The organism is Streptomyces sp. NPDC005151 (genome assembly GCF_053599875.1).
This window is the reverse complement of sequence record NZ_JBSFYR010000047.1, coordinates 1-14,603: the sequence shown is the minus strand read 5'-3', so window position 1 is coordinate 14,603 and position 14,603 is coordinate 1. Positions and strand designations below refer to the sequence as shown.

General features: G+C 69.6%; 15 protein-coding genes. 3 read left to right on the top strand and 12 right to left on the bottom strand.

Features of this window, described 5'->3' with window-relative positions; translation table 11 throughout:
- Positions 1-111: 111 nt before the first annotated feature.
- The 6 genes from ACWD6R_RS23715 to ACWD6R_RS23690 form a co-directional block, all read right to left on the bottom strand.
- Entirely contained in the window at positions 112-765 is a 654-nt protein-coding gene (locus ACWD6R_RS23715; RefSeq protein WP_451820556.1) for a histidine phosphatase family protein, read from the bottom strand.
- Positions 762-1,193 (bottom strand): ribosome silencing factor, encoded by a 432-nt coding sequence (gene rsfS, locus ACWD6R_RS23710; RefSeq protein WP_393299085.1) that lies wholly within the window; start codon positions 1,191-1,193, stop codon positions 762-764. Before rsfS ends, ACWD6R_RS23715 begins: the two co-directional genes overlap by 4 nt.
- A 115-nt stretch (positions 1,194-1,308) precedes the next feature.
- Entirely contained in the window at positions 1,309-3,021 is a 1,713-nt protein-coding gene (locus ACWD6R_RS23705) for an LCP family protein (RefSeq protein WP_451820526.1), read from the bottom strand.
- Between the two features lie 19 nt (positions 3,022-3,040).
- Positions 3,041-3,658, bottom strand: coding sequence for a nicotinate-nucleotide adenylyltransferase (gene nadD, locus ACWD6R_RS23700; protein WP_451820525.1), 618 nt, complete (start codon positions 3,656-3,658; stop codon positions 3,041-3,043).
- Between the two features lie 38 nt (positions 3,659-3,696).
- A complete protein-coding gene (locus ACWD6R_RS23695) occupies positions 3,697-3,861 on the bottom strand; it encodes a hypothetical protein (RefSeq protein ID WP_358859065.1) in 165 nt (54 codons plus the stop codon).
- An 84-nt stretch (positions 3,862-3,945) separates the two neighbouring features.
- Complete coding sequence (locus tag ACWD6R_RS23690; RefSeq protein WP_451820524.1) at positions 3,946-4,101, bottom strand: hypothetical protein; 156 nt, start codon at positions 4,099-4,101, stop codon at positions 3,946-3,948.
- 109 nt (positions 4,102-4,210) lie between these two features.
- Between ACWD6R_RS23690 and ACWD6R_RS23685 the strand changes: the two genes are divergently transcribed.
- A complete protein-coding gene (locus tag ACWD6R_RS23685; protein WP_451820523.1) occupies positions 4,211-5,320 on the top strand; it encodes a M48 family metallopeptidase in 1,110 nt (369 codons plus the stop codon).
- Here the strand turns inward: ACWD6R_RS23685 and ACWD6R_RS23680 are convergent.
- From ACWD6R_RS23680 to proB, 5 genes are all read right to left on the bottom strand, one after another.
- Entirely contained in the window at positions 5,265-6,407 is a 1,143-nt protein-coding gene (locus tag ACWD6R_RS23680) for an SCO2583 family membrane protein (RefSeq protein ID WP_451820522.1), read from the bottom strand. The genes ACWD6R_RS23685 and ACWD6R_RS23680 overlap by 56 nt on opposite strands.
- Positions 6,408-6,636: 229 nt before the next feature.
- Complete coding sequence (locus ACWD6R_RS23675; RefSeq protein ID WP_451820521.1) at positions 6,637-7,236, bottom strand: SCO2584 family spore wall biosynthesis protein; 600 nt, start codon at positions 7,234-7,236, stop codon at positions 6,637-6,639.
- A gap of 65 nt (positions 7,237-7,301) precedes the next feature.
- Complete coding sequence (locus tag ACWD6R_RS23670) at positions 7,302-8,585, bottom strand: glutamate-5-semialdehyde dehydrogenase (RefSeq protein ID WP_451820520.1); 1,284 nt, start codon at positions 8,583-8,585, stop codon at positions 7,302-7,304.
- 79 nt (positions 8,586-8,664) lie between these two features.
- A complete protein-coding gene (locus ACWD6R_RS23665) occupies positions 8,665-9,177 on the bottom strand; it encodes a hypothetical protein (protein WP_451820519.1) in 513 nt (170 codons plus the stop codon).
- 142 nt (positions 9,178-9,319) lie between these two features.
- A complete protein-coding gene (gene proB, locus ACWD6R_RS23660; protein WP_451820555.1) occupies positions 9,320-10,426 on the bottom strand; it encodes a glutamate 5-kinase in 1,107 nt (368 codons plus the stop codon).
- Positions 10,427-10,830: 404 nt separating this feature from the next.
- On the opposite strand from proB, the gene ACWD6R_RS23655 reads away from it, so the two are divergent.
- Together ACWD6R_RS23655 and ACWD6R_RS23650 are read left to right on the top strand one after the other, a co-directional pair.
- The gene (locus ACWD6R_RS23655; RefSeq protein WP_451820518.1) at positions 10,831-12,870 is read left to right on the top strand and encodes a glycosyltransferase family 2 protein; all 2,040 of its coding nucleotides are present in this window, start codon (positions 10,831-10,833) and stop codon (positions 12,868-12,870) included.
- Between the two features lie 52 nt (positions 12,871-12,922).
- Positions 12,923-13,522: a dTDP-4-dehydrorhamnose 3,5-epimerase family protein gene (locus ACWD6R_RS23650; RefSeq protein ID WP_451820517.1), complete on the top strand. Its 600-nt coding sequence runs from the start codon at positions 12,923-12,925 to the stop codon at positions 13,520-13,522.
- Positions 13,523-13,597: 75 nt separating this feature from the next.
- Here ACWD6R_RS23650 and ACWD6R_RS23645 read toward each other — a convergent pair whose 3' ends face one another.
- Complete coding sequence (locus tag ACWD6R_RS23645) at positions 13,598-14,392, bottom strand: class I SAM-dependent methyltransferase (protein ID WP_451820516.1); 795 nt, start codon at positions 14,390-14,392, stop codon at positions 13,598-13,600.
- Between the last annotated feature and the right edge of the window lie 211 nt (positions 14,393-14,603).

The following is a 14,603-nucleotide window of genomic DNA, read 5'->3' as shown; positions in this document are numbered from 1 at the left end:
GCGAACAAGAAGAACTTTAGCCTGTGACCAGCCAGAAAGTGAAATCCGGCCGACGCCGTCCGGAGTGGGCCTCCGGGTACCGCCGTGGGGCGCCCCGGGGAGGCGACAGGACTAGGCGTCGTCGCCGAGCACGGGTTCGGGCAGGGTGCCCGCGTTGTGCTCCAGCAGGCGCCAGCCGCGCGCGCCCTCGCCCAGCACCGACCAGCAGCAGTTGGAGAGCCCGCCCAGCCCTTCCCAGTGGCGCGCTTCCAGGCCGAGCAGCCGCCCGATGGTGGTGCGGATGGTGCCGCCGTGGCTGACCACGACGAGCGTGCCGCCGTCGGGCAGCTTGCCGGCGTGATCGAGCACGACGGGGGCGGCCCGGTCGGCGACCTCGGTCTCCAGTTCGCCGCCGCCGCGCCGCACGGGCTCGCCCCGCTTCCACGCGGCGTACTGCTCGCCGTACTGCTCGACGATCTCTTCGTGGGTGAGGCCCTGCCAGGCACCCGCGTAGGTCTCGCGCAGTCCCGCTTCATGGGTGATGTCGAGCCCGGTGATCGCGGCGAGCTCGGCGGCCGTGGCCGCCGCCCGCCGCAGATCGGAGGCGACGATGGCATCCGGCTTCAGCGAGGCGAGCAGCCGGGCGGCCCGGTGGGCCTGCCCGACGCCGTTCTCGGTGAGCTCGATGTCCGTGGAGCCCTGGAATCGCCGCTCCAGGTTCCACGCCGTCTGGCCGTGCCGCCAGAGGACGATCCTGCGGCCCCTGCCGCTGCTGCTGCCGTTCAGCTCTGGTCACCTTCCATGCCGCCGGTGAGCTGGGCGTGCTCCTCGGCCTTCCCCCGGGTCTTGACGGCGTCCTCGGGCAGCGCGATCTCGGGGCAGTCCTTCCACAGGCGCTCCAGCGCGTAGAAGACGCGCTCCTCGCTGTGCTGGACGTGGATCACGATGTCGACGTAGTCGAGGAGGATCCAGCGGGCGTCGCGGTCACCCTCACGGCGCACCGGCTTGACCCCGAGCTCCTTCTGAAGCCGCTCCTCGATCTCGTCGACGATCGACTTGACCTGGCGGTCGTTGGGGGCCGAGGCCAGCAGGAAGGCGTCCGTGATCGACAGCACGTCGCTGACGTCGTACGCAATGATGTCGTGCGCGAGCCGGTCGGCGGCCGCCTGAGCGGCGGCGTTGATGAGCTCGATGGAGCGGTCCGTGGCGGTCACAAGCAGGCTTTCGTCGGCGGTCAGATCAACCTCTAGGGTCTCACGGACCGCCGACAGCCCACGCAGCGATCTTCCGAAGATCGTTCCTGGAGGTCGTCCAGGAGGTGGAGCCCGACTATTTGATCTTGTAGTCCTGACCGAGAACGACGGACACATCCGCGTTCGCGGCCGGCTTGCCCCGCTTCACCGCGCTCACCGTCAGGCCCAGGGTCTTGGCGACCTGGGTCGCCTTCTCCTTGTCGGCCGCATCGCGGTAGAGGACCTCGGACAACGCCTCGGTGCCTGTGTTCCCGCCGCCGACGAAGGCATAGCCACCATTGACCAGCTCGATCCGGGCGGACTCCGTACCGCCCGCGTTCCCGGTGCCGTTCCTGACCCCGACCCGCACGGCCGCGTCCTGGTCCGGTGCCTTCACCATGCCGCCGAGGACGTCCTTGACGACGCTCTCGGTGGCCGCGTCGGTCAGGGTTCCGTCGGCCTGCACCGGCAGCAGCGCCGTCTTGTAGTCGCCGATCTTGGCGTGTTTGGCGAGCTTCGCCAGGGACGCGCCGAGGTCCTGCTCCAGCAGCGACGGGTCGAGGATCTGCGCCAGCGTCTGCACAGTGACCGTGGCGGCCTTCGGATCGTCCGAGATCTTCCGCAGCACGCCGCGCATGACCTGCCCGAACCGCATGAGCTGCTTCGCCTCGGCCTCACCGGGGCCCCGGTAGGTGGCGTACGCGACGGCCATCTGCCCGCTCAGGGTCTGTGCCTCGCCCTTCTTCACGAGGGGGGACACGTCCTTCTTGGTGTCGGGTACATCGGTGTCGGTGTCGACCTCGATGTTGCCGACCAGGTCGACGAGGTTCTCCAGGTACGGGGTGTCCAGCCGCCACGTACCGGAGATCTTGGTGCCGAGCAACGTGTCGATCGACTCGCGGGTGCCGGTCGAACCGTCGTCGTCGACGGATTTGCCAAGGGTGGTCGTGTTGCCCTCGTCGTCGGAGACGGCGAGCGAGTTGGGGAGCAGGACCGTGGTCCCCTGCTTGCTGGTGACGTTGTCGACGAGCAGCGCCGTGGAGGTGCCGCCCTTCTTGGTGTTGTGCAGATGGACCACGATGACGTCGCGCTGCTGCGGACCCGTCGTCGCGGTGTTCTTCTTCTCCGAGCCACCGAGGCCCGGGAGTTTGCCCGCGGACCAGAGGTAGCCGACACCGCCGACGACGACGAGGGCCACCACGACGACGAGCGCGACCATCCGGTTGCGGCCGCGTCGCCGTGCCTCCTCGCGTCGCTCGCTGCGGCTCTCGGTGAACTTCAGCCAGTCGATGACGTCTTCGGAGTCCTCGTCGGGCTCCTCGATGAAGGAGAACTGCCCGGTGCCGTGGTCACGATCCGCGCGGCGCTGCTCCGGAACGGCCGGCTCGGGATCCACGTCGAACCCGGGCCGCGGTTCGGGCTGCTGAGGGGCGGATACGGGCGCCGGCGCGGGAGCCTGTTGCGGGATGTTCCACTGCGCCGTGGTGTCGACCGCGGCCGGCTGCCGGCCGGTGTCGTAGCCGTACCCGTCGTAGCCATAACCCTGCTGCTGGGAGGCATACGGGTCGTACTGCTGGGGCTGCGGCTGCTGCGGCTGCTGCTGCGGCGGCGGCTGCTGCCGGCCGTACGGGTCGTATCCGTACCCTTGCTGCGCCTGCTGCCCCTGCTGCTGCGTGTACGGGTCGTACTGCTGCGGCTGCTGTTCCTGCTGCTGCCCGGGCTGCTGATACACCGGCTGCCCGTACTCGTCGTAGCCGACGATCTGCGGCTGCTGGTAGTACGGGTCGTACGGGTTCTGTCGGTCGTTCACCGGTCCCCCTCTCCGTGGCTCATTCGCCGCGGTACAGCTGGCGCTTGTCGATGTATCGGACCACGCCGTCGGGCACCAGGTACCAGACGGGATCCCCGTGCGCGACCCGCTCACGGCAGTCCGTGGACGAGATCGCGAGCGCGGGGACCTCCACGAGGGAGACACCGCCCTCCGGCAGCCCGTCGTCCGTGAGCACATGCCCCGGCCGCGTCACACCGATGAAGTGGGACAGCGAGAACAGCTCCTCGGCGTCCCGCCAGGTGAGGATCTGGGAGAGCGCGTCGGCGCCGGTGATGAAGAAGAGGTCCGCGTCGCCGTGGATGGCGTGAAGGTCCCGCAGCGTATCGATCGTGTACGTCGGTCCGCCACGGTCGATGTCGCTGCGGCTGACCGAGAACTGCGGGTTGGACGCCGTCGCGATGACTGTCATCAGATAGCGGTCCTCGGCCGGGGACACATTCTTGTGGCTCTTCTGCCACGGCTGCCCGGTCGGGACGAAGACCACCTCGTCGAGGTGGAACCGGGCGGCCACCTCGCTGGCCGCCACCAGGTGTCCGTGATGAATCGGGTCAAACGTCCCGCCCATAACGCCGAGTCGGCGCTTTGCGGCACCGGTAGGCACTTCCTGCTCTCCCATGCGTGCAGAGCCTACTGGCACAGCTGTACGCCTCGGCCTCAGCGGTCGCGGTTGAAGCGGGTGGTGATCCACAGCAGGAGCAGCAGCACGACGAACGCACCGCCACCGGTCAGGTACGGGTTGAGGCTTTCGTGGTTACCACCGTGCTCGCCGCCCTCGGAGGCGAGAGTGACCAGCTGGTGCGCGGTGCTTGTGAGGCTCATCTTCGGCAGGACCTATCGATCGGGAGTCGGAAGGAAGACGTCGCGGACATCGTATGCGGGTGCCCCGGGCACGCTCACGCCGACTCAGTCGTTGTTGTTGTCGTCGTTGCGGTATCCGCGGAGCAGGAACCACGCGAGCAGCGCCGCGCCGATGAGCGAGGCGAGCAGCACGATCCGGATGGTGTTGCCCGGGCCCTGGTCATCGGGTGCGGCGGCGAGCAGAGCAACGGTGTGCGGCATGTTGGGCGTCTCCTCAGTTATCCACAGCCCCCCGCACACCGTAGCCCCAGCACCTACGCTGGGATGTGTCAGGGGGCGAGCGACGTCTCGCACGAACAGGGGGCCATCCATGACCGACAGCAGCCACACGAGTCACGAGAACGTGCCGAGCAGGCAGCGCAGGCGTTTCGCCGGCATCTCGTCCCGGGCGTACGAACACCCGGCGGACCGCTCGGCCCTGGTGGCCCTGCGCAAGCTGAGCGGGTTCGACACAGTGTTCAAGGCTCTCAGCGGACTGCTCCCCGAGCGCAGTCTGCGGCTGCTCTTCCTCTCCGACTCCGTCCGGGTGAGCGACGCCCAGTTCGTCCATCTCAACGACATGCTGCGCGACGCCTGTTACATCCTGGACCTGGAGAAGGTCCCGCCGATGTACGTCACCCAGGACCCGAAGCCCAATGCCATGTGTATCGGTCTCGACGAGCCGATCATCGTGGTGACGACGGGGCTGGTGGAGCTGCTCGACGAGGAGGAGATGCGGGCGGTCGTCGGCCACGAGGTGGGACACGCCCTCTCCGGCCACGCCGTGTACCGCACGATTCTGCTGTTCCTCACCAGTCTTGCGCTGAAGGTCGCCTGGATTCCGCTCGGCAATGTCGCGATCATGGCAATCGTGACGGCGCTGCGCGAGTGGTTCCGCAAGTCGGAGCTTTCCTCGGACCGGGCGGGACTGCTGGTCGGCCAGGATCTGCAGGCGTCGATGCGCGGCCTGATGAAGATCGCCGGTGGCAACCATCTGCACGAGATGAACGTGGACGCCTTCCTCGCCCAGGCGGACGAGTACGAGAAGGGCGGCGACCTGCGCGACTCCGTGCTCAAGATCCTCAATATGCTGCCCCGCTCCCACCCCTTCACCACGGTGCGCGCGGCCGAGCTGAAGAAGTGGTCCGAGAGCCGCGACTACCAGCGGATCATGGATGGCCACTACCCGCGGCGTGACGAGGACAAGGACGCCTCGGTGACGGACTCGTTCCGGGAGTCCGCCTCGCATTACGCCGATTCGGTGCGCACCAGCAAGGATCCGCTGATGAAGCTCGTCGGCGACATAGCGGGCGGCGCCGGGGACCTGGGCGGCAAGCTCCGCGACAAGTTCACCGGCGGCGGTGGCTCGGCCGGCAAGGGTGGCGCTACGGGTGGCTCCGAAGAGACCCGGCAGTCGGGGCCGGAAGACCCGGAGAGCTAGAGCCCACAGGAGCCCGGGACGGGCGGGCGCTGAGCTCCAGCGCCCCGCAGAGCGCCCCAGCGGGCCTGCCCGTGGCGTACGGGTCGGTGCCCGCCGGTCCGCGGGATACCGCCCGCTGGCCGGCGAGCAGCGGACGCAGTGCGCCGGTCGTGTCGGCCGAGCAGGCCTGCGGTCCGGCCTGGACGTAGCTGGTCCGCAGCTCCAGCCGGTGCAGCCGCAGGTCCTCCCGGTCGAAGCGGAAGTGCAGCTCGCGCCGGACGGTGAACAGGGAGACGCCGCCTGCCCGTTGGGGGCCGGATACGGCCGGGCGCAGGGCGTACGTGAAGGTGTGGTCCGACACCACCTCCAGGGTGTCGGACGCCTCCTCCGAGTAGGCCAGGGTGCCCTGGACCCGAATGCCCGGGTCGGCCAGTGCCACCTTCGCCGGGTCGAACCGCACCAGCCAGCCGGCCGCGGTGTGCTGCCCGTCGTCGTCCGGCCGGCTCATGCTCCGGTCGAACTGACTCACCTGGTCCGGGTCGAGCAGGAGCTTCACCGGCCGTATCGCGCCGCCGGTGAGGACGTCGGGGTCGAGGGAGGACGCGACCAGGTAGTCCTTGACCGTGGTCAGGGCGGTGATCACCTGACTGTCCGAGAAGTTGTCCGTCCGCCGGACCATCGGGAAGTTGATGCCTGAGGCACCTGTCCGGAACTGTGCGGCGGGGCTGGTGGCGAAGAGACCGGCGGCCGTGCCGCCGGGCACGTCGCCGCGGGGCGCCAGGGGTATGACGGTCGAGCGGAGTGCCTCGGCCCGTCGGCCGACGGGCGCCTGGTACGGATGCCGGAAGCCCACGTAGACGGCCGCCGCGAAGGCCAGGGCTATGAGGACGACGAGGGCCAGGAAGGCCCGGGAGCCGGTGCGCAGGTGCCGGGCGGGGAGGCTGCGTACAGCGCGGGCGTGCTCGCCCATGCGTTCCTGGGCGGAGAATTCCTGGAGCCGGGCAGCACGGACGAACGACTCGTCGAAGACGACGGATCGGTACTCGTCCTCGCCGCCACCGGCTGCGTTCCCGGACGCTCCTTCTGGCGGTTCTTCACGGCCTGCCATGACTTCTCCCGACTCCACGTCACCGGCCGAGGCCGACACGTTACGCTCTGCTTCGGCCGATAGGCCTCGGGCAGGGCCTGTCCGTCACGAGTTCGCCTGTGCGGACGAGTGAGAAGCCCCCTCCGGGGGGGAGGGGTCACACCTTCAGAGTAGGTCGATTGCCAAGAAGGTAAACGCCCTGGCGGGTGAGAACTCGGGCCGGGTTCTCATGCGCCGGGGCGACTTCGCTTCAGGGCGTGCGCGGCACCGCGGAGACCGCAGGCCGGGAATAGCCGGAGGGGGCGGACGGGGTGGCATCGACACCCGGTGCGCTGTCCACGCCGGTCGAGGCGGGCGGCGGCACCTGGTCCTGCCGGTTGGCGGAGGCGCCCCGGTAGACCGCGCTGAAGGCCAGCGCGACCATGCCGATGCCCATCAGCAGCGCGAGCAGCCAGGCCACCGGCCGGTGCCAGCGTGCGGCACCCCGGTAGGGGCGCAGGGCGCCGCCGTGGCGCCCGTAGGGGCCGTTGTCGTAGTCGCCCAGCCCGTCGGGGTCCAACGGGTCGCCGTAGGGGCTTCCGCGGCCGTAGCCGCCGCCCGGGCCGTACCCGTCGTCGAAGAACTCGTCGTCGCCGGGGCCGCCGCCTGCGCGGGCTCGGCGCGCCTCGGCCTCGGCACGCGCCTCGGCAGCGGCCATCAGCCGCTCCACCGCAGTGGGTTCATGGAACTCTGCAGCCCGGACGAAGTCCTCGTCGAACACCACGGAGGCGAAGTCCTCGTCCGCGCCCCCGCGGTCGTCGTCGGGCTCCCAGCCGTCCGGGAACGGCCTGCCCCCCACGTCGTCCGGCACAGCTTCAGCGTAGCCCCGGCGGGTCGATTTGGGCAGGGAGAGCGCTAAATCGCCGGGGCCGGAGATCACCGAACGTGACCGTCACCGGTCACGATGTACTTCGTCGAGGTCAGCTCGGGCAGCCCCATCGGGCCCCTGGCATGCAGCTTCTGCGTGGAGATCCCGATTTCCGCACCGAACCCGAACTGCCCGCCGTCGGTGAACCGGGTGGACGCATTTACGGCGACCGTCGTGGAATCCACCAGTTGGGTGAACCGGCGGGCGGCGGCCTGCGAGGTGGTGACGATCGCCTCGGTGTGGCCCGAGGACCAGAGCCGGATGTGTGCCACCGCCGCGTCCAGCGATTCGACGACGGCTGCCGCGATGTCGTACGAGAGGTACTCGGTCTCCCAGTCCTCGGGTGTCGCCGCCACGACGGTGGCCTTGGACCCGTCGGCGTACTCCAGCACCCGCTCGTCACCGTGGACCGTCACCCCTGCGTCGGCCAGCGCGTCCAGGGCCCGGGGCAGGAACTCCGCGGCGATGTCCTTGTGGACCAGCAGCGTCTCAGCGGAGTTGCAGACGCTCGGGCGCTGGGCCTTGGAGTTGATCAGGATGTCGACGGCCATGTCGAGGTCGGTCTGGGCGTCCACGTACACGTGGCAGTTGCCGGTTCCGGTCTCGATGACCGGAACTGTCGATTCCTCCACGACCGTACGGATCAGCGAGGCGCCGCCGCGCGGGATCAGTACGTCGACGAGACCACGGGCCCGCATCAGTTCACGTACCGAGTCGCGGCTCTCGCCCGGCACCAGCTGCACCGCGTCGGCCGGCAGCCCGGAACCTCCGACCGCGTCGCGCAGCACCCGGACGAGTGCGGTGTTGGAGGCGTACGCGGACGACGAGCCGCGCAGGAGGACGGCGTTGCCGGACTTCAGGCAGAGCGCCGCGGCGTCCACCGTCACATTGGGCCGGGCCTCGTAGATGATCCCGACGACGCCGAGCGGCACCCGGACCTGGCGCAGGTCGATGCCGTTGGGCAGGGTCGAGCCGCGCACCACTTCGCCGACCGGGTCGGGCAGGGCCGCCACGTGCCGCACATCGGCGGCGATGGCCCGGATCCGCTCGGGGGTGAGGGTGAGCCGGTCGACGACCGACTCGCTGGTGCCGGCCTCGCGGGCGCGGGCGACGTCCTCGGCGTTGGCCTCGACGATCTCGCTCGTCCGCACTTCCAGCGCGTCCGCGATCGCCAGCAGCGCGTCGTCCTTGGCCGCACGCGGCAGTGGCGCGATGTCGGCGGCGGCAGAGCGTGCCCGGTAGGCGGCCTGGGCGACCGGGGACATGTTGTCGTACGGCGAAAGCGTGGTCATGCCCGCAGGGTAGTGCGCACACTGCGGGCATCCCTCACGCATCCCGCGCTGCGAGACAACCGTCCCAGGACGGGCCGGTTCAGTACGGGTGGACCCCGACCGGTGCAGCCGGCGGCGGCCCGTATCCCTCGGCGATCCGCTGGTGGTACGTCTCCCGGTCGATGACCTCCAGGCCGACGATCTCCCAGGGCGGCAGTTTGGCGCTGGAGCGGTGCTCGCCCCACAGCCGCAGCGCGACCGCCGCCGCGTCGTGCAGATCGCGGGCCTCCTCCCAGTAGCGGATCTCCGCGTGGTCGTTGGCGTACCGGCTGGTCAGCAGGAAGGGGTGGTCGTGCGCGAGCTGTTCCAGACCGCGTCTGACCTCCTTCAGCGGAGTCTCGGTGCCCGAGACGCTGAGCGTGATGTGCCACAGCTTCGACTGGGTGCGTTCCTCCTTCACCCCCACCGGCTCGGGACCGGTGGTTCCGTCGGTGGCCCCGTCGACGGTCCTGTCCGCGGGCCGGTTCCCGTCGAAGCCGGCACCTGCTCCGACGCTGGTCAGGGTGCGGCCACCCGTTCCTCGGGGCGGCGCCCCCGGGCGCGCTCGTCTCACCGGCGGCCTCCTGTGAATGCGTTGCTGTGCTGTACTCCGCTGTGTCCCCGTTACAAAGTTGACCAGTCCCGGGCCGGGCGTGGGGCGGTTTTCATGAAGGTCTCCGCCGGAAGTCCGGACTTTCAGCCGATTCAGGGGCCGGTCAGTGGTGCAGGAGGACCAGATCGTCCCTGTGTACGACCTCGCGCTCGTACGCCGGCCCGAGCTCGCGTGCCAGGTCACGGGTGGAGCGCCCGAGCAGCTGCGGAATCTCCTTGGCGTCGAAGTTGACGAGTCCGCGGGCCACGGGACGGCCGCGCAGGTCGCGCAGCTCCACCGGGTCCCCCGCGGTGAACTCGCCCTCGACCGCGGCGATCCCGGCCGGCAGGAGCGAGCTGTGGCGCTCGACGACGGCCCGCACGGCCCCGTCGTCCAGGGTCAGCCATCCCTGCGGGGTGGAGGCGTGGGCCAGCCAGAGCAACCGGTCGGCCGAGCGGCGTCCGGTGCGGTGGAAGTACGTACCGGTGTCGCGGCCCGCGAGGGCGTCGGCGGCGCGGCTCGCGGAGGTCAGCACGACCGGCACCCCGGCGGCCGTGGCGATCCGGGCGGCTTCGACCTTGGTGACCATGCCGCCGGTGCCGACGCCCGCCTTTCCGGCGCTGCCGATGGTGACGCCCGCCAGGTCGGCGGGGCCCGTCACCTCGGCGATGCGTGTGGTGCCGGAGGTGCTGGGGTCGCCGTCGTAGAGACCGTCGACGTCGGAGAGGAGGACCAGCAGGTCGGCGCGGACGAGGTGGGCGACGAGCGCGGCGAGCCGGTCGTTGTCGCCGAACCGGATCTCGTCGGTGGCCACGGTGTCGTTCTCGTTGACGATCGGGAGCGCACCCATGTCCAGGAGCTGGTCCAGGGTGCGGTAGGCGTTGCGGTAGTGGGCGCGGCGGCTGGTGTCGTTGCTGGTCAGCAGCACCTGGCCGACGCGTACGCCGTACCGCGCGAAGGAGGCGGTGTAGCGGGCGACGAGCAGCCCCTGGCCCACGCTGGCCGCGGCCTGCTGCCTGGCCAAATCCTTGGGCCGGCGCACCAGGCCGAGCGGGGCGAGTCCGGCCGCGATGGCGCCGGAGGAGACGAGGACGATCTCCTTCTCCCCGCCGCTCCTGACCTTGGCGAGCACATCGACGAGTGCGTCGACCCGGTCGGCGTCGAGGCCCCCGGCCGCGGTGGTGAGGGACGAGGACCCGACCTTGACCACGATCCTGCGCGCCTCGGTCACGCTCTGCCTTGCCCCTGCCACGTGCACTGTCCCCGTCCTCGCCGTCGGCTGCGCCTCCTGGCCGTCAGGGTACGTGAGCCGGGTGGGGCGCCGCACCGAACGGGCGTTCCCAGGGCGTTCCCGATATTCGGACTCCACTCTCCCTTTTTCGGTCGTTGAGCGGAGACCGGCTGCTCCGGGGAGCGCCACGGCGGCAGCGGTCATATCAAATAATTCGCAAATCCGTACGCATCTTTCGGCGGCCGAATCATTGACCGCCACCCTGGGCAACCATCCGGACAGGTCATCCATCCAACAATCGATAGGGTGCACGGCAGGCGGTGCTGGATCGCCGTTCTCCGCAGCCCGCGGACCCGCACCCGCCGTCGGCCCAAAGGGCCTCTATCAGCCATGGGACAGTAGCGATGCCAGTTAAAGTAAGTGTCGTCATTCCGGTATACAACCCGGGCAGGTTCATCGAACCCTGCATCGACTCGCTCCTGCGGCAGACCCTACCGGCACGGGAGTTCGAAGTCCTCTTCGTCAACGACGGGTCGACGGACGACACTCCTGACCGCCTCAAGCAGCTGGCCGCGGAGCATCCTCATTTCCGGGTGATCACCATCCCTAATTCCGGCTGGCCGGGAAAGCCCCGCAACATCGGAGTGGCCGAGGCGAAGGGTGAGTACGTCCAGTTCCTGGACCAGGACGACCATCTCGCCTCCGGCGCCCTGGAGCGGCTGTACGACATGGGCCGACGCAACGGCTCGGACATTGTCATCGGCAAGGTGGCCAGCAACTTCCGCGGTGTCCCGCACGGCGTGTTCAAGACGAACCGCGAGAAGTGCACCCTGCACGACGCCCCGCTGTACGACAGCCTCACGCCGCACAAGATGTTTCGTACGGAATTCCTCCGTGCGAACGGCATCGCCTACCCCGAGGGGAAGCGCCGCCTGGAGGACCAGCTCTACATGATGCAGGCGTACTTCCCGGCCAAGGTCGTCTCCATCCTGGGCACGTACACCTGCTACTTCTACTCGAAGCGGGACGACGGCAAGAACGCCGGATCGACGAGGATCGTGCCGTCCGGCTACTACGGGAACCTCCGCGAAGTCCTCGACGTCGTCGTGGCCCACACGGAACCGGGAGAATTCCGGGACCGACTGCTGCGCCGCTTCTACCGCGTCGAGATGCTCAGCCGGCTCAGCGAGCCGGCGGTGCTGCGCTACCAGCCGGAGTTCTACGACGAGATGTGCGACGCCATCCGGCCGCTGGCCACGGACTTCATGGGCGACGGGGTGCACGACGGCCTCGGTCCGGTCCTGCGGGCGCGGTCCACACTGCTGCGTGAGAACGACCGGCAGGGTCTCCTCCGCATCGCGCGTTTCGCCTCGTCCGTCACGGCGGCGGCACAGCTGGAAAGGTTCGCCTGGCAGCCGGACGGCAGGATCGCGATCACCGTCAGCGCCCGGCTGGTCCACGGCGAGGACCGGGCCCCGGTGCGGCTGCTGCGCCGCGAGGGCCGCTACTACCTGCACCCCGAGCTCGCCGACGGTCTGCAGGCCGACGGCGGACTGCTGGACATCACCGCCGACCTCGACGGCTTCTCCGCCGAACTCTCGCTCCGCAACCGCGAGACGGCCGTCGAGTGGCCCTGCCCCGCGACGTTCACCACGGAGCTGGAAGAGCTCGGCGACGACGTCTGCGAAGTCGTCCTGCACGGCAGCGGCCATCTGTCCGCCGAGGCGGTCAAGGGCCGCGGACGGGTGTCGCGCGGCTTCTGGGACGTCTGGGTGCCACTGCGCGGACTGGGTCTGGTCCGCAAGGCCCGGCTCGGCGCCGACCGCGCCGAAGGGGTGGACACCGCCTGTCTGCCCGCCTCCCTCGGGTCCCCGGCGCGCGCTGTCATCCCGTACTTCACCGATCCGCACGGCAACCTCACGCTCGATGTCGCCCGCCGCAGCAAGAAGCTGGCCGACCATCTCGCGGGCCGTCCGGTGCTGCGCACGCCGGGCAGCCGGCCGGAGCTGCGGCTGGACCTCTTCACCACCGCCGGCACCGCCGTCTCCGGCGCCCAGCTGGTCCTGAGCCCGGCCGACGGGACAACCGGCACCGTCCGCACGGTACGGACCTCGCTGCACCCCACCGAGGGCCGCGCCCATCTGACGGTGCCCGGACGTACGCGGGGCATCGCGGCGGGCAACTGGAAGCTCTCGGTCCGGCTCGACGGCGAGGACGGTCCCGCGCTCCCTCTCTGCGACGTCACCGTCGGCGGCCGCGGCCGGATCCACCTCGACCCGGCCCTGCCCGAGGTCGACGCCACGATCATGGCTGAGGTCGGCACGCAGCGCCGGAAGGCGGCGCTGCGGCGGGCGCTGCGCACGGTCGGCGGCCCGCTCTTCCGCAGGCTCCCGCCCGGCGGCCGCAAGCGGGCGCGTCGCCTGGCCGCCCGGTTCACCAGCTGATCCGGGATCCCGGACCACCCCCTCAGCCAGCACGGAACAAGGACGTGATCGCATGCGGCAGCTCTCTCTCGAAGGCGCCTGGGTGCATGAGCCCAAGGTCTTCCCGGACACTCGCGGCAGCTTCCACGAGTGGTTCAGGGCCTCCGAGCTCAGCGAGGCCGCCGGCCACGGCCTGCAGCTCGCCCAGGCCAATTTCTCGGTCTCCCGCCGCGGCACGCTGCGCGGTATCCACTTCGCCGATGTGCCGCCGAGCCAGGCAAAGTACGTCAAGTGCGTGCGCGGCGCGGTGCTCGACGTCATCGTGGACATCCGGGTCGGCTCCCCCACGTACAAGCAGTGGGAGGCCGTGCGCCTCGACGACGTGGACCATCACGCGGTCTACCTCGCCGAGGGGCTCGGCCACTCGTTCATGGCGCTGACGGACGACGCGACAGTCGTCTATCTGTGCTCCGAGGGGTACGCGCCCGGTCGTGAGCACGGCATCGACCCGCTCGACCCGGAGCTGTCGATCGAGTGGCCCGAGGGCATCATCCCGCTGCTCTCGGAGAAGGACGCTGCCGCCCCTTCGCTGGCCGAGGCCGAGAAGCAGGGCCTGCTTCCTTCGTACGAGGCATGCCGGGCGTACTACGCGCAGCTGCGCGCCCGCGGCTGAACGGGCGGCAGCGCAGCGAAAGCCCCCGTGGTCCGGGAGGGATCACGGGGGCTTCTCCGAGCGCGGGGGAGGCCGTCAGCCCGCGACGGCCTCGATACGCCCGCGCAGCGACGTGAACGCCGAGCGGGGACGGCGCAGATTGCGGGCCCGGGTCAGCGCGGGCCAGAAGTCGGCTCCGAGCAGCGTCTCGGGCCGGACTGCGGTCTTGCGCACCAGCACCTCTTCGGGCACATCCTGCGGATCGGGTACGACATACTCCTCGATAATCTTGTCGTACGCGTTCTTCAGAATGTCGCTCTCCGGATCGGCACCGAACACGGCGACCACTCCGGTCGGTGCCGTATCGATCTCGACGACCACCAGGTCGGGGCGGTAACGGCGCAGCACCTGCACCACCTTGTAGACATCGCCGGTCCAGAATTTGGTGTGCCGGTCCCGGGCCGCCTCGTCGACATTGCGCGGCAGCATGTCGTCGAGAACGATCACGCTCGACCAGCGGGAATGCCGTTCGACGTTCATGAAGTCGCGCAACGCGTACTCGAAGAGATGCATGCCGTCGATGAAGGAGAGTTCCAGCTTGGGGTCCCCGCCGAGCACATTGAGCGGGTCCCGGCGGGCGAGTGCGCGAAACGGGTTGCGGCCGTTGCGCAGGTGCATCAGCGGGTCCTTGCGGGCGAAGAAGGCGTCGCTCGTCGCCTTGACCAGGTGGACGTCGCAGCTGATGTCCGTCACCACGCGGAAGGCCGGGTCGACGGCGACGGAGGGCACTCGCGAAAGGGCCAGGCTCCTGCCGTCGTTTACCCCGATCTCCAGATAGTTCCGGGGCCTGTAGACACGGTGCATGTGACGCAGAAACTCATGGCGGTTCACGTGGAGCGGCCCTTCGACAGAAATCAACTGGTCCGATTCCCGGCGAAGTTACCCTATGAATGCACTGTGGCGTAAGCGTTCTTCCAGTGTTAACACCTGGGGTCTCCCGTAAGCGGGGCGGTTTCCACTGATCGTTGCGAATCAGCGGTAGGCGAGTTCCTTTGACCAGCGTCTCATGGCCTCGGCGGGGGTGCGGTCGCCCAGGACGCGG

Excerpts from the sequence above, each read along its gene's own strand:
- nadD (WP_451820525.1), bottom strand. The coding sequence starts at position 3,658 with ATGGGAGAGCAGGAAGTGCCTACCGGTGCCGCAAAGCGCCGACTCGGC.
- ACWD6R_RS23695 (WP_358859065.1), bottom strand. The coding sequence starts at position 3,861 with ATGAGCCTCACAAGCACCGCGCACCAGCTGGTCACTCTCGCCTCCGAG.
- ACWD6R_RS23690 (WP_451820524.1), bottom strand. The coding sequence starts at position 4,101 with ATGCCGCACACCGTTGCTCTGCTCGCCGCCGCACCCGATGACCAGGGC.
- ACWD6R_RS23685 (WP_451820523.1), top strand. The coding sequence starts at position 4,211 with ATGACCGACAGCAGCCACACGAGTCACGAGAACGTGCCGAGCAGGCAG.
- ACWD6R_RS23680 (WP_451820522.1), bottom strand. The coding sequence starts at position 6,407 with ATGGCAGGCCGTGAAGAACCGCCAGAAGGAGCGTCCGGGAACGCAGCC.
- ACWD6R_RS23670 (WP_451820520.1), bottom strand. The coding sequence starts at position 8,585 with ATGACCACGCTTTCGCCGTACGACAACATGTCCCCGGTCGCCCAGGCC.
- ACWD6R_RS23655 (WP_451820518.1), top strand. The coding sequence starts at position 10,831 with ATGCCAGTTAAAGTAAGTGTCGTCATTCCGGTATACAACCCGGGCAGG.
- ACWD6R_RS23650 (WP_451820517.1), top strand. The coding sequence starts at position 12,923 with ATGCGGCAGCTCTCTCTCGAAGGCGCCTGGGTGCATGAGCCCAAGGTC.